Origin of the sequence: Maribellus mangrovi (assembly GCF_037646455.1) — a bacterium.
Classification (GTDB): domain Bacteria; phylum Bacteroidota; class Bacteroidia; order Bacteroidales; family Prolixibacteraceae; genus Draconibacterium; species Draconibacterium mangrovi_A.
In genome coordinates this window covers 268,232-287,414 of record NZ_JBBIXN010000002.1, presented here as the reverse complement: position 1 = coordinate 287,414, position 19,183 = coordinate 268,232, and the positions used below count along the sequence as shown (strand labels likewise).

At 38.6% G+C, this 19,183-nt stretch carries 20 protein-coding genes; 1 reads left to right on the top strand and 19 read right to left on the bottom strand.

The genetic code is table 11. The features are described from left to right. The first annotated feature begins 756 nt into the window (after positions 1-756). Positions 757-1,134 carry an HU family DNA-binding protein gene (locus WFY05_RS09200; RefSeq protein ID WP_340112523.1) on the top strand — a complete coding sequence of 126 codons (378 nt, stop codon included), beginning with the start codon at positions 757-759 and terminating at the stop codon, positions 1,132-1,134. Positions 1,135-1,729: 595 nt separating this feature from the next. Here the strand turns inward: WFY05_RS09200 and WFY05_RS09195 are convergent. From WFY05_RS09195 to WFY05_RS09110, 19 genes are all read right to left on the bottom strand, one after another. After that, entirely contained in the window at positions 1,730-2,557 is an 828-nt protein-coding gene (locus WFY05_RS09195; RefSeq protein ID WP_340112522.1) for a glycosyltransferase family 2 protein, read from the bottom strand. 384 nt (positions 2,558-2,941) lie between these two features. After that, positions 2,942-3,289, bottom strand: coding sequence for a hypothetical protein (locus WFY05_RS09190; protein ID WP_340112521.1), 348 nt, complete (start codon positions 3,287-3,289; stop codon positions 2,942-2,944). Positions 3,290-3,382: 93 nt separating this feature from the next. Then, positions 3,383-4,216, bottom strand: coding sequence for a glycosyltransferase family 2 protein (locus WFY05_RS09185; RefSeq protein WP_340112520.1), 834 nt, complete (start codon positions 4,214-4,216; stop codon positions 3,383-3,385). Positions 4,217-4,218: 2 nt separating this feature from the next. Continuing rightward, entirely contained in the window at positions 4,219-5,493 is a 1,275-nt protein-coding gene (locus WFY05_RS09180; RefSeq protein ID WP_340112519.1) for a hypothetical protein, read from the bottom strand. Next, positions 5,465-6,046 carry a WcaF family extracellular polysaccharide biosynthesis acetyltransferase gene (locus tag WFY05_RS09175; RefSeq protein ID WP_340112518.1) on the bottom strand — a complete coding sequence of 194 codons (582 nt, stop codon included), beginning with the start codon at positions 6,044-6,046 and terminating at the stop codon, positions 5,465-5,467. Before WFY05_RS09175 ends, WFY05_RS09180 begins: the two co-directional genes overlap by 29 nt. Before the next feature lie 4 nt (positions 6,047-6,050). Beyond that, positions 6,051-7,226, bottom strand: coding sequence for a glycosyltransferase (locus WFY05_RS09170; RefSeq protein ID WP_340112517.1), 1,176 nt, complete (start codon positions 7,224-7,226; stop codon positions 6,051-6,053). Positions 7,227-7,238: 12 nt separating this feature from the next. Further along, positions 7,239-8,270: a glycosyltransferase family 4 protein gene (locus tag WFY05_RS09165; protein ID WP_340112516.1), complete on the bottom strand. Its 1,032-nt coding sequence runs from the start codon at positions 8,268-8,270 to the stop codon at positions 7,239-7,241. Position 8,271: 1 nt separating this feature from the next. Then, complete coding sequence (locus WFY05_RS09160; protein ID WP_340112515.1) at positions 8,272-9,003, bottom strand: acyltransferase; 732 nt, start codon at positions 9,001-9,003, stop codon at positions 8,272-8,274. Further along, entirely contained in the window at positions 9,000-10,136 is a 1,137-nt protein-coding gene (locus WFY05_RS09155) for an O-antigen ligase family protein (RefSeq protein WP_340112514.1), read from the bottom strand. The genes WFY05_RS09160 and WFY05_RS09155 overlap by 4 nt, the downstream gene beginning before the upstream one ends. Before the next feature lie 66 nt (positions 10,137-10,202). Then, the gene (locus WFY05_RS09150; RefSeq protein WP_340112513.1) at positions 10,203-11,315 is read right to left on the bottom strand and encodes a polysaccharide pyruvyl transferase family protein; all 1,113 of its coding nucleotides are present in this window, start codon (positions 11,313-11,315) and stop codon (positions 10,203-10,205) included. After that, the gene (locus tag WFY05_RS09145) at positions 11,312-12,139 is read right to left on the bottom strand and encodes a glycosyltransferase family 2 protein (protein ID WP_340112512.1); all 828 of its coding nucleotides are present in this window, start codon (positions 12,137-12,139) and stop codon (positions 11,312-11,314) included. The genes WFY05_RS09150 and WFY05_RS09145 overlap by 4 nt, the downstream gene beginning before the upstream one ends. 5 nt (positions 12,140-12,144) lie before the next feature. Next, on the bottom strand, positions 12,145-13,113 hold the full coding sequence (locus WFY05_RS09140) for a sulfotransferase family protein (RefSeq protein ID WP_340112511.1): 969 nt from the start codon (positions 13,111-13,113) through the stop codon (positions 12,145-12,147). A gap of 7 nt (positions 13,114-13,120) precedes the next feature. Beyond that, positions 13,121-14,389 carry a flippase gene (locus WFY05_RS09135; RefSeq protein ID WP_340113278.1) on the bottom strand — a complete coding sequence of 423 codons (1,269 nt, stop codon included), beginning with the start codon at positions 14,387-14,389 and terminating at the stop codon, positions 13,121-13,123. A gap of 1,006 nt (positions 14,390-15,395) precedes the next feature. After that, positions 15,396-15,677: a type II toxin-antitoxin system RelE/ParE family toxin gene (locus WFY05_RS22260; protein ID WP_367575980.1), complete on the bottom strand. Its 282-nt coding sequence runs from the start codon at positions 15,675-15,677 to the stop codon at positions 15,396-15,398. A gap of 7 nt (positions 15,678-15,684) precedes the next feature. After that, a complete protein-coding gene (locus WFY05_RS09130; RefSeq protein ID WP_340112510.1) occupies positions 15,685-15,903 on the bottom strand; it encodes a hypothetical protein in 219 nt (72 codons plus the stop codon). A 1,393-nt stretch (positions 15,904-17,296) separates the two neighbouring features. Further along, positions 17,297-17,935 (bottom strand): nucleotidyl transferase AbiEii/AbiGii toxin family protein, encoded by a 639-nt coding sequence (locus WFY05_RS09125; protein WP_340112509.1) that lies wholly within the window; start codon positions 17,933-17,935, stop codon positions 17,297-17,299. Then, complete coding sequence (locus WFY05_RS09120; RefSeq protein ID WP_340112508.1) at positions 17,899-18,222, bottom strand: DUF6922 domain-containing protein; 324 nt, start codon at positions 18,220-18,222, stop codon at positions 17,899-17,901. Before WFY05_RS09120 ends, WFY05_RS09125 begins: the two co-directional genes overlap by 37 nt. Positions 18,223-18,384: 162 nt before the next feature. Further along, positions 18,385-18,765: a HepT-like ribonuclease domain-containing protein gene (locus WFY05_RS09115; RefSeq protein WP_340112507.1), complete on the bottom strand. Its 381-nt coding sequence runs from the start codon at positions 18,763-18,765 to the stop codon at positions 18,385-18,387. Further along, on the bottom strand, positions 18,758-19,051 hold the full coding sequence (locus WFY05_RS09110; protein ID WP_340112506.1) for a nucleotidyltransferase family protein: 294 nt from the start codon (positions 19,049-19,051) through the stop codon (positions 18,758-18,760). The genes WFY05_RS09115 and WFY05_RS09110 overlap by 8 nt, the downstream gene beginning before the upstream one ends. Between the last annotated feature and the right edge of the window lie 132 nt (positions 19,052-19,183).

Here is a 19,183-nt window from a genome sequence, read left to right as displayed (position 1 = left end):
CTACTAAGGTTGCTTGTTAGGTTAAGGTTCTTTGTTTTGGCTTTTAAACCTTGAAGGTTTGTGAAACGCTTCAAGGTTGTCTATGCGGCTGCCGGTGGTTTATTCGGAAACCCCCTCTCCCGAGTACTCGGGATCTCCCCCCAAGGGTGGAGAAAAGAATTCTTTTTCCAAATCCTCATTTTCGGTTGGCCCTGAAGGGGCGATAGCTTAATAGCCCCGGGTGAAACCCGGGGTAAACGAGCCACGCGAGTAAATCGGCACAACATTTAAGTCAATTTGAAATACTGGCCATTTTTGTGCCGAAATGATCAGGTGTTGATTGAAGCTTGTTTTATGAACAAACATTCAATACATATGCGGGTTCAACCGGCCTCAATTTATAAACAAGAGGCAGCGGATGTTAATAATTTTTGTTCTATTTATTATAATATTTTATCAAATAAGGCACTTGTTGAAAACAGGAGGCCAGTCCTTTTCCTGTTCTTACACGGATCTGATTTAAAATATCTGCCGAAAATAAAAAAGCTCACAGCTAATGGTTTTTATATGACAATCAGATGTTTATAACTTTCGAATACATTTTATAGCTAAATATTGCGCTTTGCCCATCATCGTGCTATATTTGTATTAGAACCCATCTCAAAACAATAACCCATAGTGTAATAATTTAAACCGGACCTGACTTTTGTTGGAGAAATCCGTCCGATACCTTTAAAGGTTGGTAGTCGGTTTAGTATAAATTTAAATTCTAATAGTATGAATTTAAAGACTATTTCGAGGTTAAACCCTCAGGACAGAAATGAAGCGCCAAAGCTATATGCATCGGCGGTTCATGACGAACGTGTTGAACTTGATGATCTGGCTACCATGGTGGCCGATCGGTGCTCGCTACGCCGTTCCGATGTGCACGGTGTGCTGGTTGCCTTAATGGATCTGGTCCCCGACCAGTTACTGGAAGGCAACATTGTTGCTCTCGGACAACTCGGAAGTTTTTATGCCAATGTTAGCAGCGATGGTGTAGAAACCGAAGAGGAAGTTTCGGTTTCGCAGGTACGCGGAGTGAATATCCGCTACCGGCCAACAAAAGAGCTTAAGAAAAAACTGCGGATGATTGACTATTCTTTCGCCGGTTAATTCTCAAGCTCATGTGATGAATCCAGAGGCTCGTAATGGTGTTCCCGCACCAACGGGCCTTTGTTTTTTTACGTCATCGAAGTTAAGCTTATCCTCCCGTTATTCCATATTTTTTCCTCATTATTTTCCAGGATTTTATCTTCTCAAAAAACTTGCGGACATGTTTTAAATCTTATACGGACATTTTTTATTTTCTTGCGGACTTAAAAAAATTAAGTAGGGAAGTTTTTTTCGTCTTGTCAGTGAGTTTTTTAACAGTAGCACGAATGTCCTCCTTTTGAAAGGAGGTGGCGCCGATAGGTGCCGGAGGATTAGAATAAGATATTCCCAAAATCAATCCCCCTTTAGTTCCCCCTTTTCTAAGGGGGACGAGGAAAAATCAATCCCCCTGAATCCCTCCCGATGCTGCGATCGGGACAGGCTCTTCTCCAAGGGGGACGAAGAACGGTCAATCCCCCTTTGATTCCCCCTTCTCCAAGGGGGACGAGGAAAGAGGCAATCCCCCTTTATTGTCTTTTATTGCCAGGAGCACGAAAGTCCTCCTTTTGCTAAAGGAGGTGTCGCCGATAGGTGACGGAGGATTAGATTATCAATTCTACTTCAGCAACTGCGGGATCTTTCTCAGGTTTTTCATCAGCAATACGCCAAAGGGGAAGCGAAAGCCGTTATTGCGCAGGACCCGCAGGTCTTCACCCTTTTTACACAGCAACTCGCCAAAGTTGCCGGTACTGGCACCTCCTTTGCGCATGCGGACAATGGTTTCGGGCAGGTAAGCCAGATGTATGCTTTCCTTGCGCATGATCCGCAGCATCTGGTCGTAATCGCCGGCAATGCGAAAGCTGATGTCGAACAGCCCGTGTTGCTCATACACCTCGCGGCGCAGGTAGAGCGTGGGGTGGGGTGGTGCCCAGCCCCTGCTGACTTCCTTACGGTCGAAGGGTGTGCTGATCCAGGTGCGAACTACCTTATTCGTATCATCGGGATCGACAAATACCAGGTTGCCGTAAACACCGTGGATTTTTTTTGCTGACTGTTTTTTTAGAGAATTATTTGCTTCATAGTTTGAGACCCCCTCTCCCGAGTACTCGGGATCTCCCCCCGGGGGGGGAGAAAGGAATTCGTTTGCTATGGCTGATATTATATGTGGGCTGGCCAGCATATCATCGGAATGGACAAAGCCGATCACATCGCCGGTGGCCAGTTGGATGCCTTTGTTCAGGGCGTCGTAAATGCCGCGGTCGGGTTCGGAGATGTAACGGCTGACCGAGGAAAAACTTTTTACAATTTCCAGGGTACGGTCCTTCGATGCGCCATCGATAACGATGTGCTCGATGTTGGGGTAGTCCTGGTTAGCGACAGATTGGAGGCAGTCGGTTAGGTTGCGTTCGCTGTTGTAGGTTGCGGTGATGATTGAGATTTTCATAGTTGTAATACCCCCTTTGTCGGCCTCCCACTTGCCTTACGCTGACACCTGCCTGCCGGCGAGGCAGGTTTCCCCCTGAACCTCTCTGTCCGTCCTCGCACGTTCCTTATGCCGGACATCTCTCCTGGAAGGAGAGAAAATAAGGACTTTTCGATTCGTTGGGAAACAGATCGGAATGTTTTATTGTTTGTTGCGGTTACTATTGTGATTTTCATGAATTTGTATGAAAAAGATTAATGGCGCACGAATGTCCTCCTTTTGAAAGGAGGTGGCGCCGATAGGTGCCGGAGGATTGGAATAAGATATTCCCAAAATCAATCCCCCTTTAGTTCCCTCCCGATGCTGCGATCGGGACAGGCTCTTCTCCAAGGGGGACGTGAAGAATCAATCCCCCTGAATCCCTCCCGATGCTGCGATCGGGACAGGCTCTTTAACCTCTCTGTCTTTCCTCCCACTCCCGATTGATATCGGGGCCTTACGCCAGACATCTCTCCTAAAAGGAGAGAAAATAAGGATTTTTTTATTTTTTGGGGACGAACAAGTTTCTAAACTCCCTTGCTTCTGACTTCCATCTTCCATCTTCCCACTTCCGACTTCTGTCTGCCGACTTCTAACTTCTGTCTGCCGACTTCTAACTTCTAACTTCTTTTTCAAATTTCCATCCCATATTCCTTCTTCACATATTCCCTGATCTTTTCCACATTGCATCCGCAGGCTTTTTTTATTTCCCATATTTTGGCATCTACCAGGGTGCGGTACCACCAGCCCTGCAGGAAGTGCTAGTAGAAGCCTTCCTTTCCTTACAAAGGATGATTACTTTTTAATTTATAACGACTTTCCCTTCTGTTGTAATTTTAACTCTTTAACCTTAAGCACGATAAAATACTCGTAAATACTTATGAGAATTGAGTAGATAAATCCTGGTTTGCCATCGAGAAATCCGCGATTGACGATGTACATATGAATGAAACGAAAGAGAGGTCGACCCGGTAAGCGAAAGGACAATTTTTTCATGGCATTTCTCCGAATTATCCTGTCGCCTGAAAAAAGCTCTTTGAATTTAAAATCTCCGCTTTCAAGTGACGACATGGTTTCTATAGCCTCGTATGTACTGTATTTATTGTGTCTTTCTATCCAGTCAAAATATCCTTTGCTGAAAAAGTAATGTTCGAATCTTTCTTGCAAATAACCAACCTTTCCGTCGATCAAAGCAACAGGATTGGCACCTCTTTCCCAACTCATTTTTTTAGGTTGCCACAACCTTGCGATCCATGCCTGTTCTCCTCCACAACGTTTCAGCCATTTTCCCATAAAGAAGTTTTTCCTTCGTGCAAAAAAAGCAATTTCTTCAGTTTCCGGATTAGAACAAATTTCCTGGATCTCTTTGGCCAATTCAGGTGGTGTGACTTCGTCAGCATCGACATACCAAACCCATTTGTATTTGAATTCAATGTTCTGAACGGCCCAGTTTTGATTATTTGCTCTTCCGTCGTATTTGCGTTGAAAGAATCGGCAGCCATATTCTTTGGCAATTTTTTCGGTATTATCGCTGCTGAAAGAATCCAGTACAACAATATCATCCGACCAGCTTACGCTATCCAGACAGCGGGGCAGGTTATTTTCTTCGTTTAATGTTTGAATGAAAATGGAAACGCTCATAACTAATTCACGATATTTTTGATATCCACTAAAAACATGTCTCTTTTCCCGTTCATGGCCGAATCGATAATGACTTTATCCCCTGAACTGTTAAAACGGGGATGCAGATCGACCCTGACCTCTCCATCCAGTTCTTTTGGTGTTTTGTACCTGCCAATTTCAAATAAAGCTTCCGTTTCCATGTTGTATAAATAAAGGGGTAGTTTGTTATTTCTGTCTGTGTATCCGTCGGTGAGTATCCACTTTTTGTCAGAGGAAATGGTACAATGCCCGTCGCTGATCAATTTCCCGAATGCAATACGTTCAGCATTGTTCTCCGACTCAACATCCTGAATTAAATAATAACTGTCGCCCATTATTTTTTGCATTAGAAAGCGAGGTTTGCCAAGGGCATAGTAGATTGGTTTTATTATTTTTTTTAGAGGTCGAAGAAGATCCTTTTTGCCGGATTCTCCCTGACCCAGTAACTTTCGTTTACCTGCCCATGCCAGTATAGTAGAATCGTTTTTCCAGGAATAATGACTGATCATTCCTTCGAAGATTAACCTCAAATTTTTACCATTGCTATTCGCTGTAAAGAACCTGCTGTAAATGATGCCATCAGGCCTTTGGAAGCGATGCAGGAAACAAAACCTTGTCCCGGAAGGATTGAACATCATGTGATTCACCCAGTGTTTGGTGTATAATCCCAGGTTGTTCTCCTTGTATTCTGCAATTTCTTTTATCGAAAGAATTAGTTTTTTTGTGTTCTTCTCAATATCAACGCTGTAAATACCGTCTTGCTCCGGTTTATCAATATCCGACCATGAATCGATGGCGCAGGCATAGCCATAATCTTTGCGGTTTTGGTAGAGCCTGCCGTAATTCAGGGTGAGTGCCACTTTCCCGTTGGCAGCAATGGTGTAAATACTGCTATCAACAATCTTTTCTTTTCCGCTGGCCGGATTCACTATTTTCGATCGCTCTTTGTTTCCGTTAAAATCATTGAAAATGATTTCTTCACCATTTTCATTTTGGTTAAGCCATTGTAATTGGGTGCCTTGTTGCCAGTTCCACGATTGCGTTTCACCCATTTTAACAAATTGTCCATCGGCCAGTTTGATGTAACCCATTTCCACCGTTTCGCCTGAATCCGGGAAATTCGTTAATAGTTTGGAACGATGTGCCAAAACTTTTGTTTCATCCTTATTCCAGGGCGATTTATCGTAATAACCAAAAAAATAATTCCAGTCGTTAGCCGGATTGATTCTATTTATCGGACAATGGGTTTTTTTCATGGCTTCTGTCTCTGCTTATTATTCTGGCTTTAATTGGTTTTGCCGGGTTTCCAACACAAACTTTCCAGGCGGGTAGGTCTTTAAACACACTCGACCGGGCACCCACCACTGTTCCTTCTCCTATGGTTACGCCCGGACCCACGAAAACATCGGCACTTACCCAGGCTTGTCCTTTTATGACAATTGGTTCAGCGTATAGCGTAAAATGACTGTCCTCGTAATCGTGTGTGGCGGAGCATAAATAAGAATATTGAGATACGGTGGCCTGTTTACCGATATGTATTTCAGCGGTAGAATAAATGATGGCATACGGTCCGATAGTTCCGAAGTCTTCCACGGTCAGGTTCCAGGGCATGGTTATTTTAGCAGAAGGAGATATCCTTGCTTTTGGTGATACCTTTGCGCCAAACAACCTCAATAAAAAAGCACGCCAGCGACGCATGGGGCCAGGGGTTGTTCTAAAAAATATGGTGTAACAAACGGCCCATAATACCCTTTTAATTTTCACCTTTAAGGAATGCGGACTGGGCTTATTGGAGATGTCTATGTTCATAGAATTAATCGATTTTTACAAATTCAGGTCTTGTAATTTCTTTATTTTTTACCCATTGAAAAAGCTGGATCATCTGATTTGATATTTGTTCCCATGAATATTTTTGTTTCACCAGAGTAAGTCCGTTCTTACCCATTTCTTCCAGCGAACTTTTATTTAGCGATAAGGCTGTATCTAATGATTTAATCAGTGGATCAACTCCATAATCGATCCACCAGCCACAGTTATGCTCTTCAATTTCGCCCCATGGAGCTCCCTTGGTTGTAATTACCGGCTTTTTAAAGGCAAAAGCTTCCGGTATCACGATGCCAAAATTTTCGGTTTTAGTTGGCAGAACGAACAAATCGCACATACTGAACAGGGCATTTTTATCTTTTCCGTAGACGCTGCCTGTAAAGGTTACACGGTGATTTATATTTTTCTTATCTACTATTTGCACCAGTTCACTCAGGTATTGTTGGTTTCCGTCGCCTGCAATCACCAGATGCCAGTCTTTAAATTTGTCTTTTAATCTGCTCCAGGCCAGGATTAAATTTTCTACCGATTTTATGGGATCCACTCTGGACAGGAAAAGCAAAATCCTTTTGCCTTTTAATTCCGGCCATTTGTCAAAAATTTCTGTTTCATCTGTTTTTTCCTGGTATAAGGATAAATCAATTCCAATTGGAACAATCGCGATTGGACATGTTGCTCCAAATCTTCTTACATTCTCGTATTCATTAAGAGTTGTAACATGCACACAATTGCAGCTTTGCAATGATTTAGATATGAACAATTTTGACATTATTTGCTTTTTAAACCTGCTCACTTTCAAAGCTTCGGAAGCAAACATTCCATGTGTTGACAGCAGGTACGGGATCCTGTACTTTTCAGCATAATTGAATCCGGCAAGGTGCGAATAACCCCAAATGGAATTGATATGCAGTACATCGTAATCCCTTTTTTGCTTTAAAAACGACTGCATCTCTCTTGAATATCCGAATTTGAATCCGTTCCAGGGCTGTTTTTGAAAGGCTTTGAAGTGCAGTTCAGGATATTCATCTTTACCTGTATCACCATCGCAGAGGGTAAGGATTTCGTAATCCAAGGAACTATGTAAACTCTTGTATTGTTCCTTTAGATAATAAGCGATTCCGCCCCCTTTATTTGAAATGGAATTCGAAAATACTCCGACTTTCATGACACAATAATATTATAAGACAATACTCATTAAATTAGCTGCTCCAATCTCCGGAGTGATATTTTCCGCGATTCTTTTACTATGGATTGAAAAATCATAAAGTTGTTTGGAGTCAGCCAACATAATTTTCTGCATGGCCTCTTTTAGGTTTTGGACTTCAGTATTTATACTGTATCCATTCCAATTATTAATTACGAAATGTGGTGTTGCACCACAAATGGTTGTTGCTATTACTGGAAGTCCGGCTGCAACGGCCTCATGTATAACTAGCGCCCATGGTTCAAATACAGATGGTAATATGAAACAACCAGAGTTCTGCATTTCCTGAATGAGCTCATTATGAGGCATAAAATCATTCACAATTATACTATTGTCATTTAGGAATTGTTCTTTTAACGGGCCATCTCCAATCATAGATAGTTTCCACCCCCTTTTATCTTTTATTTGCCTCCAAGCATTTAAAAGATTATCCAATCCTTTTACTTCTACAAATCTGCCAACGAAAATAAATTTCTTAGGATATTCTTTTCGTTTTTTTTCAGTAGAAACTTTATTGAAAAGTTTAACGTCACAACTTAAACCATTGTATAATATTTTTTCTTTCCTAAATCCTAGTTTCCTAGCATATTCATATTGGTAGATTCCTGCTACCCAAATGTGTGAAAATGTCTTTTTTAGGAACCAAGGACTAATAATAGTATTGATTTTTTGTTTGATACTTCCTGTCCATTGGGTATCTGAGTATGAAACAACAGGGATATCTAATTCTTTTCTAATTTTTTTTGATACATTAACAAAATCTTTTATAAACCACCCAGCAACTACTACCAATTTGGGATTTATTTTCAGTATTTCTGTATAAAGTTTATCAGAATGAAATTGCCCCGGAGGATAAGTAACAAGACCTTCAATATTGCCTGGGACATAAGTATAATTCTTACTTACACTAAATGAATGTATTTCAACATCATAATTATCCAACAAAGCCCTAATGGACACTATTTGGTGTGGCATGTAGCTTGCAACTAAAAAAACAATTTTCATTTTAATCTTCTTTCAATAATATTGCTTTAATTTCTTTTTCTTCCTCATCTAAAACCCTGTAGATTCCTGTCTTTTTTAATTCTGCCGGTGAACCTGCGATTAATGAGTAATTAGGTATTTCAAAAGTTTTGTTACACATGCTACCTCCTGCAATAATACAGTAATCTGGGGTAATTGTACCTTTCATAATATTTGCGCGATTTCCGATCCAATTGTTGTTTCCAATAATAATTCGCTTATTTTTAGGAGCAACTTCACCGTTTTTTTTGTTTTTTATGTAATGAAAGGTAGTGTCAATTAACTGGCATTCCCAGGCTATTCTACAGTTATTTCCTATGGTTATACTTTCGTAACTGATTATTTTAGTATTATTACTGATGCGTACATTATCCCCAATAGTCAGTTCTGCATTTGGTTCTACTCTGATAGATACTCCAATTCCATAATGAGAACTGCCTTTAAAAGTTAATGCACCTCTTATTTTTAGCAAAATTCTGTTATTTTTCCACACATTGGTATCTTCTCCAAAATACCCCATTCGAACCATGAAAGGTTTAACCTCTCCTTCAATATTGATTTTACCTGATAAATCATAGAAATAGGTGTTTCGAGTGACGATAATTGGTAATTTGAGAGCCTGTTGTAAAGGAAGTTTTGAGAAATTTAAGAATATCGTTTTTATAAAACCAATACGTATAACTCTTCTTAGTATGTTGATAATTTTCCAACTCATTGAAATATTTGTTGATATTCAGAATTCGATTGTTTTAAATAAATATCTGTAATTCCTAACGATAACCAAAAATGGATAAAAAGACTACTCCCAGCAGAAAAGGCATATCCCTCAGAGGTTAAGTGTATTATGTAGAAAATGTTATAGGCGCCAAGCAGTGCAGAAGAATAAATGTTTTCATGTTTAAAGAGAGAAATAAGGTTCCTTATTTGGATTAAAAAAAACGGTAAAAAGCCAAATAAGCCGGTCATTGATAAAATAGCCAACCATGATGAACCTGGTTCTATTCTGCCAGAACTTATGGAAAATTTGGAACCTTTATTATTGTCGGTATCAACAGATGAAAAGCCAATGCCGATGATTGGGGATGTAAGAAATTCATTGATTCGTGCTTGCCATAATTTATCTCTTGAAGCGGTCAAACTACCTTGCTGACTGCTATATTCTATCTTTTTTTGAAGAAATACTGTATGTTGCTTCCAAAGAGGGAATGATAGTATTAGAATTCCGGAAATCAACGCAATACTGAAAAGGTATTTGAAAGGTTTACTTTGGTTAAATTTATATATGAAATATAATATTCCACCAGTTCCTCCGAGAAGTGCAATTCTGGAACCTGCAACAATGGCGGAAAGGAAACACAAAAGTGCGGCAAAATAATATAGCCAACGTATCTTATTTTTATTGTGATAAAGTGCCAGTGTAATTGAATAAATCATTGCAATAACAGCAATTGGTGATAATACCATGGAACCATTAAAAAAACCTGAATAGTTATGATGTGCATCTAATCCCGAATAGATTCCAGTTACTTTTGCCAGAAATGACACTGTTACCAGTATGATAAATGCATTTGATAAAATATGAAACAGCTTTAATTTAAACTGATCCAATATATCCGAATGAACCAAAGGGCCTAATAGTCCCATGGTAAGGATGAATGCAAATAGCCTTTCATACGGACTAAAAAACTCTGGGATTATATTGAATATAATACTGTAAAGAGCAGCAAAAACTAACCAAAGAGATAGCAGATTTAGTTCAAAATTTTTACTTAATACCAGCAGAGCAAAAAAGCAACTCCATAAAATCACAAAGTACAACACACCAATATCAATTCCTAATACAGTCATTTGATTTATCAGAACCAATGAAGTAAGAATTAATAAGAAATAAAATAAGAGTTTCACTGTAAGTAGTTATTGGTTTAATGCAGTAGCTAAGAACTTTAAAGACGATTTACGTTCTTTTTTTAGGATCTCATTTACGTGTGAGTAGTCAATTTTCAAGAAAGAGTTATTGATATCAGGGAACCGTTCACCTGCAACTATTGATCTGTGTTGTAATTTTAGAATTTCTAACAACTGTTTTTGTCTTGAATCATGATTTTCCTTACCGCGTAATATTGATAAAAAAGGTTTTTCAAAGTTAACAGCAAAAGCAGTAGCATGAAAAGATTGTCCTAAAATAACAGCTGCATTGGCAAAAAATCCTAACCATTCTGCTGGTCCAGCATCAAGTATATATTTCATATTGGAATTGAAATAATCGTAAAATTTTCCGTTTATCCGTATAATCTTGTATCCGGTTTTTTGTTGAATATGGAGCGCAAGTTTTTCCAAATATCTGTCTTTGGAAGAAATGCCATAGCATAAAATATAAGGGCTATCCACTTTCGGCGCCTTCATTACATTCATCCAATCATTTTTATTTAATAAAAGTGTTGGGTCAAGAACTACCTTAGCATCTATACTCGTGAGTTCTTTGATGATTTCTGTTCCTGCGTATTCTCTAACTCCAATAGCCGAAAAATTTTTCAAAAATTTTGCATAGCTTTTTTTATATTTTTCAGGAACAGACGTACATCCAAAACTTGAGGCATAGGCTATCTTTTTCTTTCCTTTCACGAAATCCAGAAAAAAGCAAGGATCTCCTTTTACAAATTCAGGCCGCCAGATCTGATCGCTTCCTGCTAAATAAATATCATATTCCGGTGGATTATCCATTAATGAATCAACAGTAGGATAACTGCTTTTAGAAAGCTGATAGTGTTTGGTTGTAAATGTTTTATAGTTGTTTACATAGGTTGAGTATTTTTTGCCGGGAAGCAAGTCTTTTAAAAAAGCATTTGCTTTTGCTAAGGCTTTCGATTTTAATGACTGCTGTTGCTGATGAAATGGATTTGGGTATTTGTAATCGATTATTTCGGCCTTGTACCCCAAATCTGCAATCGCTTTTTGCGTGGCGTATGCTTGCAAAATTGAGCCGTAGTTGTATATGTCGTGTACGGTTATTATTCCAACTGATTTCATTTGTTATGTTTTTTAGGGAGAAAAAGTAATTTGGTTGTATTGAGTATACTCAAACAAGCTCTTAAGTAACCTTTATGTATTCTTATGAAGTCGATATATTCGACAATGTTTCCTCCGGTTTTGGAAAACAATCTCTTGGCGCGTTCTTTTAGAGGTAATTTTGGATCGTTCCATAGTATTCGTTCTCCGATGGAGCATTGTCCCACAATTTTACTGGTGACATGACATGAGAATCCATTTTTTATTGCTCTATATCCGTAATCGTTATCTCCAAGACCATGACTAAATCGTTTACTTAAGTTTCCAATCTTATTGTAAATAGTCTTTGAGACAAGAACAAAGTTTCCGGTTACATAAGTGCATGTTGAAGGAACTCCTGAAGGAATTACTTTTTCTCTATTAAACCGCCCACTGTATGAAAGATCATGAGATATAGGATCCTCTAACGCACTGACAAGAAGTGATTCAATATTCTTATTTTTTAGAGAGATATAATCATTTAGTATGGTTGTTAACGCATCAGGAAATATAAAAGTATCGTCGTTTAGCCATAAATAAAAGTCATATTCTTTCTTTTTTGCCGCAATTTCCCAGGCCAAGCGCATTCCTCCTGTCCAATACAATGATCCGGTACCCGAAATGACATTAATTTGAGGGTGATTTTCTTTAACTTTTACACCTGTGTTGTCAGGGGATTTGTCATCAACGAGAAAGACATCGAAATAGTATCCATCGGGAACTTCCGCTTTATATAAATGCTCAAGACATTTAAGTGTTGTATTTACCCGATTGAAGCAGGTCATTAAGACTGCGATTGATTTCATAAATGTTAACTTAGTAATTTTCCTTTGCTCCAGTTGCTTATTTTAGAGTACATCCATGTATTGAGATGGAATCTATTAATTAGTTTTGTTCGCTGATATTGTAGCATATCCTCTATCGGGAGTTGAAAACTGGTTTTAACCTGGCTCAGTTCGTTTAAAATATGCTCTTTGTTATACCCCTGAATTTCGAATGTTTGATTTTCAAGTTGATTAATGTACTTTTTCGCAACACTTATGCGAAATTTTGTATTCAATATGTTCTCCCACTTTCTTAATGATTCTTTTTCTATTTTTTTATACTTTTTTGCTCCGGTCGGATCACCCATCTTTCCTTTAGTATTTTGCGACTCAAAATTTGTTGTCATATCTAGTAAATAGTCAATTTCCAGATAGTTACATATTCTTTTTACTGATGCTTCGGGATTTTCAACAAATGATTCATATGTTAAAGCGATAGACTTGTTTTTTAGTAGTTTATATCCATCCGATAACAGTTGCGGGCCATCATATAAATCGATAGCGTATTCATGGAGCCTTTTAAAGGATTTATTTGACCAGGTTTCCATTATTGAACTCATTACGTGTATAGGGTTACGAAACAGAAAAATGAATTTTGCATTTGGGAATAGTTCAGCTATCTCAGGAATTATTAAGTAATATCTAGGAGTTTTATCCAGGAAGAAAAGCTCACCATTTTTACACTGCTTATCATATAAATTAAAAATAAATGTTCGAAGCTCGGTTATATAATCTTGTTTTGAATTTGGAAGATTATTGATAAATGAATTTAGTCCGCTACTACTTTTAGTGTGATTATAAAGTGATGCAATGCCAGAAGACTTGGTGCTAAAAAGAAACGGCAATAATAACCAAGGTTCAGCAACACTTGCAATTTGAGGGTGTGTCATTAAAACTCGTTGAAGTAAAGTCGATCCTGAACGAGGTAACGAAAAAATAAATATAGGTGATTTCATTCTGCAATTATAATTTGAATAAGGGAATTGTAAGAATGCCCGTTTTTTGTTTTACAATGATAACTTTAATAATATTTTCGGTACCAAATGTAACAGCACTTGTAATTGCAGCGCCGATACCTCCGTAAATAGGGATAAGCCAAAAATTTAATCCAACGTTTATAACCGCGGATAGAAGTGTAATTTTTCCCAATAGTTTTTCAAATCCGGTCATCATTAAAATTACCCCGGTTGCGCCTGTTCCTATGTTTATAAATTGCCCTAAACTGATTATAACCAGTATCGCGTATGATTTAGTAAACTCCGTTCCCCAAATACTTAGAATATATTTCCCGAATAAAATAAAGATCAATATACTTACGACAGATAAAACTATTAATCCTCCGGTAACTTTTTGAATCATTCTTTCTAGTTCAAGGATTTTACCCGTTGCAAATAAGGATGCAATTTTAGGAGCTAAATTTGAGTTTGTTACTAACAATAGAAAATTAGTTAACAAGCCAAGCCTTATTCCCACACTGTATAATCCAACTTCCTTTACATTGCTAAGCCATCCCAACATTATCGTGTCGGCATTGGTGGCTATCAGATTCGAGGAACTAAAAATCAGCAATGGAATCCCCACTTTTAACATTCCTGCTGCATTGGATCTTTTCTTTCCGTTGAATTTGAAAAGTTTTTTCCAATAGCTACCAATGCTAATAGTAACCAATATTCTTGCTGTTGCATATAATATGGCTACATTAATAACTGTGATCTTAATTCCAAAAATAATCATGGCATTTAGTCCGATTGCGACGATCATTGCACTCAGTGTATCGTTTACAAGACTACTTTGCCATATTTTTCTGAAGCCGTTAACTCCCGACGCAAAAATCCTTGATGTTATCTGAAAAACTACAACAGTAAGTGAAATAATAAGTGGGATTTTTAAGTCAGGTTCATGAAATACGTTTTCAATTAACCAAGGTGAAACTAAAACCATCAAACCACTAAATAAAAGAGCGAGTGGTATATTGATTCGAAATGCCGAAAATATAGTATTCGCAACATGCTGCCAATCTTGTTTCTCGAAGCCAATTGCCACCTCTTTCAAAACAACATTGTTCATGCCAACAGTGGCAAAAATTAAAACAATTGCCACAATGCGATTGGAAAGATTAATAATACCTAATCCCTCGGGACCTATTGTTCTACCCAATATAATGCTAACGGCGAATGTTGCAGCCATGCCAACAACTTTCACCATCATGGAGGCCGACGACTTTTTTATCACTTCCAAGGTGTGTATGTCGAGCCGGGCAATAACTGTTGCAGCTTTATTTTGAAGTTTTTGTATCACGCTTACTTGTGGTTAAACAAACAGATTTTATTTTGATAAGAGAAAGTTCAGCGAATAAATCTGCAATCTTAATTCGTTAATCGACATTCGAAATTCAAGGCAAAAGTTAAAAGTTCATCCCTGTGAAATGATGTTATGCATCAAAATCTTTGATTTTATTTCACGGGATAAAAAGGCAAAAGTAGTTTCAGTTGCCAGTCTCAGTTTTCAGCACAGCACATCTGCAATCATAAATCGTTAATCGACATTCGGTCTTCGTTGCGTGAGATCCTTCACTTCGTTCGGGATGACAGGTACGGGATTAGGTTAGGCGGCGTTATGATGTATTTTGTTTTAATGTTATTCTATGTTACGCCGCTGTTGTATATCTTTACGTTGTCATTCCGACACCGAGTACCTCAGTTAACGAGGTGGAAGGAATCTGTTTCTTGATGCTAAATACTCGATTCTCGATACTGGATACTCGATTCTCGACTCTGGTTACTTGATACTTGATACTTGATTCTCAGTACTCAGTACTTTTCTTCCAAATCTGCAATCTTCAATCGTTAATCGTCATTCGTAATTCAAGGCAAAAGTTCATCCCAGTGGAATAACACTTCGCGTTAAAGCTTCGATTTATTCCACGGGATTCATCCCTGTGAAATGATGCTTCGCATCAAAATCTTCGATTTTATTTCACGGGATTCAATATCCTCGCGATTCGACAAAGTTCATCGGGACTGATCGCCGGCATTTGTCCGGCTACAGAATGACCAGTGACTAATGTCTAATTTCTAATTCCCAGTGTCTTGTTTCCGCGACCCCCAACCTCCCAAGGATTGCATACGCAATCGGGACAGGCCTAAAGGGGCGTTTGTTCAGTTTCAGCGAACACATCTGCAATCTAAATTCGTTAATCGAAATTCGAAATTTAAGGTCCCTCGCTGGCACAGGCGATTTAATCTGTTGGCTTTATCTGATATTTCACAAATCCAAAAATTTCAATTTGTTGCTTTGTGATTCTGTAAACGATAGTGTAGCCTTTAAAAATTAAATCCCGAATGTTTTCATCGTCAAAATATATCGATCTTCTATTTGATTTCGGATTCCTTGGAATTGCCTTGATTTTTGTAATCAGGTCTTTTTTGAATTTTTTTGCAGCAGTGGGATTATCAATAGAGATGTATTTTAACTGATTTTCCAATCGAATAACAAAGCTTTCTTTATAGACGATTTTCATGAATGGATTAAATAATGCTGTCTATACGATTCTCAAATTCACTTTGAGAAATAAATTTTGCCTGTCCTTCCTGAATCTCGTCAAGTTCGCTTTGCAGATATTCCTTTGTTTCAAGAAATGCCGTGTCGTCGCTTATTATTTCAATCTCTTCTTTACTGAATTTGCTCAATAGCCAAAGAAATTTCTCGTAAACCTTGTCGTTTATTTTTAATTGCAGCGTACGCATAGTCATCGTTTTTTACAAATATACATAAAAGCTATGCCAAATGTTCATGCTGATGTTCAATTCGTTGCACATTCAAAGGCAAAAGGCAAAAGTGAAAAGTTAAAAGTAGTTTCAGTTGTCAGTCTCAGTTTTCAGCGAACACATCTGCAATCATCATTCGGTCTTCGTTGCGTGAGATCCCTCTTCCTCGCGCTGCTCGTCATCGGGATGACAAGTATGAGATGATGTCAGGCGGCGTTATGATGTATTTTGTTTTAATGTTATTCTTTGCTACGCCGCTGTTGTATATCCTTACGTTGTCATTCCGACACCGAGTACGTCAGTTAACGAGGTGGAAGGAATCTGTTGCTTGATAGTTGATGCCTCAACGCTATCGGTCGGAATTTCACTTCGTTCAACTAAATGCTAATAAACAATTCAGAATATTCAACTACCAATAACTAATGACCAATTCCCAGTGTCTTGTTTCCGTGACCCCCAACCCCTAAAGGGGCGTTTGTTCAGTTTTCAGCGAACACATCTGCAATCGAAAATCGGTCTTCGTTGCGTGAGATCCCTCACTTCGTTCGGGATGACAAGTATGAGATTAGGTTAGGCGGCGTTATGCTGTATTTCGTTTTAATGTTATTCTTTGCTACGCCGCTGTTGTATATCCTTACGTTGTCATTCCGACACCGAGTACGTCAGTTAACGAGGTGGAAGGAATCTGTTGCTTGATACCCGATACTCGCGGCTCGCAGCTTCGATGCATGAATGCTATAATGCTTTAATGCAGGAATGCTTAAATGCTGGATCCTGGATACCCCGATTGCTTTGCATCGGGATTAATTCCGATGCTTCGGTCGGAATTAGTTCATCTAAACCAACTATTTCGCTTCGCTTATAATTGATAAGATTCACTGAATTCCACTAACAACTTTTAATGCGTTTCACTTTTAAAAGTTGAGTGTCATTGAACTTGATGTTTGATACTGATGCTCTGTACTCCATGCTTACTACTCTGTACTTACTTTGTACTTAATACTTGTGGCTCGTAGCTCGTGGCTCTTTTACCGGAGATCCCTCTTCCTCGCTGGTGCTCGTCATCGGGATGACAAGTATGAGATGATGTCAGGCGGCGTTATGCTGTATTTCGTTTTAATGTTATTCTTTGCTACGCCGCTGTTGTATATCCTTACGTTGTCATTCCGACACCGAGTACGTCAGTTAACGAGGTGGAAGGAATCTGTTGCTTGATACCCGATACTCGCGGCTCGCAGCTTCAATGCATGAATGCTATAATGCTTTAATGCAGGAATGCTTAAACGGTTGATACCAGATCCTTAATCCCGGCTTTTGACTTTTGACTTCTGACTTCTAACAGCTGTTTCGTAATCCGTGATTTCGATCATCTCTAAATTGGCCTGCCCTGTTTGTCGGGTTGATCCTGCATGAGAATGATTCTGCTTTTAATGGTTTCCCAGCGAAAAGCTCCCGACGAAGCAAGCATTTGAATCGGTTCACTGAAATCGATATCATCAAAATAAAGTAAGGATTTCAAACCCATTATTCTGTTGTTCCGGTATTTTAGCTCGTAGGCATCGAGCATTTGATTAAGGCTTAAGTAGGGTGACAAATAAGCGATATCGATAAAATCCTTTAGTCTTGTTCCGTTGGTAGTTATTGCATTTAACTTCATTGCAGAAATTTCGGAGAGTGAGGCGATTCTAATATCTTCGATCATCTGTGATGGCTCTAACCAGGGATATCCATGGCGGATACAGTCAATTTTTGTGCTTTCAATTTCTCCTTTAATCGTATTTTTTGCCAGAAAGTCGGCTTCAAAACTGTAATTCTGCTTTAGGTGTTCCATTAGTTGGGGAGCATCGAAATTTTCGCTTGTAAACAAATCGATGTCGATGCTTATGCGGTGACCTATTTGTAATGATAAAGCAGTTCCGTCTACCAGGATAAATGAGTCAAGCAGGGGATCATTCATCAGTCGCCTGATAAGTTTCAATGTGTTGTCGGAAACTGTATTGTAGAACAACATCGCAGTTCTTCTTTTTTCAGGTTAAAAACGGTACACACAAAAGTGATATCTTTTTTATGCAGATTCGGAATTTTCCGGATGGAATGTTTTACCTCGTTTAATCCGTATTTACTTAAAATAAACTGAAAGTCCTCGATTCTTCCTCTTTCAACAACACGCTGTACTACAAGGTTCTGCATTTGTTGCCAGTTAAACTTGCTTAGGTCGTATTCCCAAAGCAAAGTCTTACGGATACTATAGGTTTTATTTTTATCGTAGCTAAAAAACATGGATTCTAATTCTCGCATTTGTGCAGTACTAATGTAGTTATTTTCCGGTAACAGATAAGGCCGGTGTTCGAAATTAAGTATTGCGTTCAGGAACTAAAGGACTGGATTGTGAAGGCAAAAGTAGTCTCAGTTGCCAGTATTCAGTGTTCAATTCCCGGTACTCGATTTTTAATGTTTGATCTACTTATTCTTTTTAAGGTCGCTTTTTATCGTGGCAAGGACACTTAGCAACAGTGGAATATCTTCGCGGAGCGTATTGAAAATCTGTTCGGCATCAACATCGAAATAATGGTGAACAATAATGTCGCGCATCCCCATTGCCTGTTTCCACTGTATTTGAGGATATTTCGGTAAGAGTTCTTTATTGCTTACTTTGTCAAGGTTTTTAATGCTTTCGCCCACGGCTACAAGTTTCATGCAAACACTGTCGAGTAGGATCATGCCTGCTTCTGAGGACGTGAAATCATCGGATGATGTAACACTTCTTGTTCTTTGCCTTACGGTGTTAAGGTTATCTTCGATTAAAGTTATCAGGTCGAAGGCCAGAATTTTATCAAACATAAATGCCCTCTCTTTCAATTCTTTTTTTCAGCATCTGATTCATCACCTCACGAAGGCGCACTATGTCGACATTACAATGCAACAGACTTTCAAGTTCATCTTTTAATGCTGCCAGTTTGAAAAGGCTTAAGGGTTTCCCCTCGTAGTAAATATCTACATCACTTTTCCCGGTTTGCTCACCACGGGCTACCGAGCCAAAAATCCCCATCTTGTTTATACCGTATACAATACCTCTTTTTGTTTTGAAGTCGGATAATAAGCTTATATATTCTTGTGTAGAGTTCATTTATTGTTGCCCAAGTAAATTCTTTTGTAAAAGTACAAAATCTTTTATTTGCTGAGATCTTAGCGTGTTTAGTATTTATTAGTTAAAGCCCGAAGCCCGAATTTCATCCCTATGAAATGATGCTTTGGATCA

What these genes read in the sequence shown, in the direction of transcription:
- WFY05_RS09200 (WP_340112523.1), top strand. Translation starts at nt 757, where the DNA reads ATGAATTTAAAGACTATTTCGAGGTTAAACCCTCAGGACAGAAATGAA.
- WFY05_RS09195 (WP_340112522.1), bottom strand. Translation starts at nt 2,557, where the DNA reads ATGAAAATCTCAATCATCACCGCAACCTACAACAGCGAACGCAACCTA.
- WFY05_RS09190 (WP_340112521.1), bottom strand. Translation starts at nt 3,289, where the DNA reads ATGGGAAATAAAAAAAGCCTGCGGATGCAATGTGGAAAAGATCAGGGA.
- WFY05_RS09185 (WP_340112520.1), bottom strand. Translation starts at nt 4,216, where the DNA reads ATGAGCGTTTCCATTTTCATTCAAACATTAAACGAAGAAAATAACCTG.
- WFY05_RS09180 (WP_340112519.1), bottom strand. Translation starts at nt 5,493, where the DNA reads ATGAAAAAAACCCATTGTCCGATAAATAGAATCAATCCGGCTAACGAC.
- WFY05_RS09175 (WP_340112518.1), bottom strand. Translation starts at nt 6,046, where the DNA reads ATGAACATAGACATCTCCAATAAGCCCAGTCCGCATTCCTTAAAGGTG.
- WFY05_RS09170 (WP_340112517.1), bottom strand. Translation starts at nt 7,226, where the DNA reads ATGAAAGTCGGAGTATTTTCGAATTCCATTTCAAATAAAGGGGGCGGA.
- WFY05_RS09165 (WP_340112516.1), bottom strand. Translation starts at nt 8,270, where the DNA reads ATGAAAATTGTTTTTTTAGTTGCAAGCTACATGCCACACCAAATAGTG.
- WFY05_RS09160 (WP_340112515.1), bottom strand. Translation starts at nt 9,003, where the DNA reads ATGAGTTGGAAAATTATCAACATACTAAGAAGAGTTATACGTATTGGT.
- WFY05_RS09155 (WP_340112514.1), bottom strand. Translation starts at nt 10,136, where the DNA reads ATGACTGTATTAGGAATTGATATTGGTGTGTTGTACTTTGTGATTTTA.
- WFY05_RS09150 (WP_340112513.1), bottom strand. Translation starts at nt 11,315, where the DNA reads ATGAAATCAGTTGGAATAATAACCGTACACGACATATACAACTACGGC.
- WFY05_RS09145 (WP_340112512.1), bottom strand. Translation starts at nt 12,139, where the DNA reads ATGAAATCAATCGCAGTCTTAATGACCTGCTTCAATCGGGTAAATACA.
- WFY05_RS09140 (WP_340112511.1), bottom strand. Translation starts at nt 13,113, where the DNA reads ATGAAATCACCTATATTTATTTTTTCGTTACCTCGTTCAGGATCGACT.
- WFY05_RS22260 (WP_367575980.1), bottom strand. Translation starts at nt 15,677, where the DNA reads ATGAAAATCGTCTATAAAGAAAGCTTTGTTATTCGATTGGAAAATCAG.
- WFY05_RS09130 (WP_340112510.1), bottom strand. Translation starts at nt 15,903, where the DNA reads ATGCGTACGCTGCAATTAAAAATAAACGACAAGGTTTACGAGAAATTT.
- WFY05_RS09125 (WP_340112509.1), bottom strand. Translation starts at nt 17,935, where the DNA reads ATGTTGTTCTACAATACAGTTTCCGACAACACATTGAAACTTATCAGG.
- WFY05_RS09120 (WP_340112508.1), bottom strand. Translation starts at nt 18,222, where the DNA reads ATGCGAGAATTAGAATCCATGTTTTTTAGCTACGATAAAAATAAAACC.
- WFY05_RS09115 (WP_340112507.1), bottom strand. Translation starts at nt 18,765, where the DNA reads ATGTTTGATAAAATTCTGGCCTTCGACCTGATAACTTTAATCGAAGAT.
- WFY05_RS09110 (WP_340112506.1), bottom strand. Translation starts at nt 19,051, where the DNA reads ATGAACTCTACACAAGAATATATAAGCTTATTATCCGACTTCAAAACA.